Origin of the sequence: Microcoleus sp. Pol7_A1 (assembly GCF_036701085.1) — a bacterium.
GTDB lineage: Bacteria > Cyanobacteriota > Cyanobacteriia > Cyanobacteriales > Microcoleaceae > Microcoleus > Microcoleus asticus.
Genome location: NZ_JAUBQD010000158.1, coordinates 1 through 1,570, shown reverse-complemented (window position 1 = coordinate 1,570; position 1,570 = coordinate 1). Strand labels below are relative to the sequence as shown.

1 pseudogene is annotated in these 1,570 nt (G+C 40.6%); it reads left to right on the top strand.

The features are described 5' to 3' along the window. Positions 1 to 516: 516 nt before the first annotated feature. Positions 517 to 1,473 (top strand): annotated as a pseudogene (locus QUA20_RS31710) (IS630 family transposase). The last annotated feature ends 97 nt before the right edge of the window (positions 1,474 to 1,570 follow it).

Below are 1,570 nucleotides of genomic sequence, written 5' to 3'. Positions count from 1 at the left end.
ATCGGCGCTCCGGCATCGACTGCAATTACTCTGCTTTAAGGCTGTTAGTAGGGCGAGGAATCCTTGCTCTACTAATACAGCGGTTCCCGCTGTTATGAAATACAGTAGCAACAATTAGCTTTCCCAATTTCTTAAATGTTGAGGATTGATTAATACCATTTCCCTAAAAGTATGCTATAATAACAGCAAGAGTTTGAGGACTTTGGCATGAAAGTAAATTACCAAGAAAGAATTGATTTAAGCGTTGGGGAGCTAAAAATAATTTTGTCGGAGCAGCGAACTATAGCCTTTCTCAGGTAGATGAGGTACAATGTGACTAACCCGAATTGGCTGGAAAAGATCAAATAAAAAAAATCAGTTCGCTATAATTCAATCGGTGAGTGTGCGCCCCGCGCGGACAATGCGAACCAGGGTAGACCAGCAGTCGATCGGGCTGATGCAGTCGTTAGCACCACTTCGGTCAATCGGGTTGATGCGGAGAGAAAGATTACAAAAAATATCAGATATCAATCAAAAATGAAATTTTACTCTGTTGACTTGCGGCAAAAAATAATTAATGTTTATGAAACTGAACCCCTGAAGCAAAGACAACTAGCCAAGCGGTTTTGCGTTGCTCTGAGTTTTGTGCAAAAATTACTCAAACAATACAGTCAAACCCAAGATATTTCTCCTCAAACTCATAGATGTGGAGGTCAACTTAAACTTACCCCCGAGCAACTGGTAATTTTAGCCGAATTGATTGAGGCAAATAACGATGCTACTCTTGAAGAACTCTGCGAATTACTTCACGAAAAAATCGGTGTTACTGTCAGCCGAGCCACAATGGGAAGAATGACCCAACGGTTGAACATGACTTTCAAAAAAAAACGCTTTTTCCGTCAGCTTCATGCAGTGAAAGAGTTCAAAACCTCCGATACGAGTTCTGGAAACAAGTGAACAACCTGAACGTGCAGGACTTAATCTTTATTGATGAGTCCGGGGTGAATCTGGCTATGGTTAGGTTGTATGCCCGATCTTTAAAAGGTTCAAGAGCTCTCTTGACCAAAACCAAATAAGCGTGGCCCAAATGTATCGATATTGGGAGCAATATCCGTCAAAAAAGTTGTGGCATCTGTGAATTTATTAGGCTCAATAGATGGCATTACTTTCGAGGCTTTTATTATCAGAAAACTCGTTCCCCAACTCTGGAAAGGTGCTTGTGTAGTAATGGATAACTATGGCATCCACAAAGGGGAAGAAATAGAAAAAGCCATTAAAAAAGCCGGGGCAAGGTTAATATTTCTACCTCCCTATTCTCCGGATTTCTCCCCAATTAAAAATTTTTGGTCCAAAGTTAAAGGCATTCTCCGTACTTTGGGGGCAAGAACTTATAAAGCATTGTCAGAAGCCATAACGAGAGCTTTTGAGCAAGTTGACGAGCAAGACTTCTGGAATTGGTTTACTCACTGTTGTTATTGTACCTCATCTACCTGAGAAAGGCTATATAGGGCTTTCTGAAAAAGTAAGAAAACAGCATTTAGAAAGATGAATGAACTCGCAAGTCCCTTGATAATATAAGCTTTGTTGACGA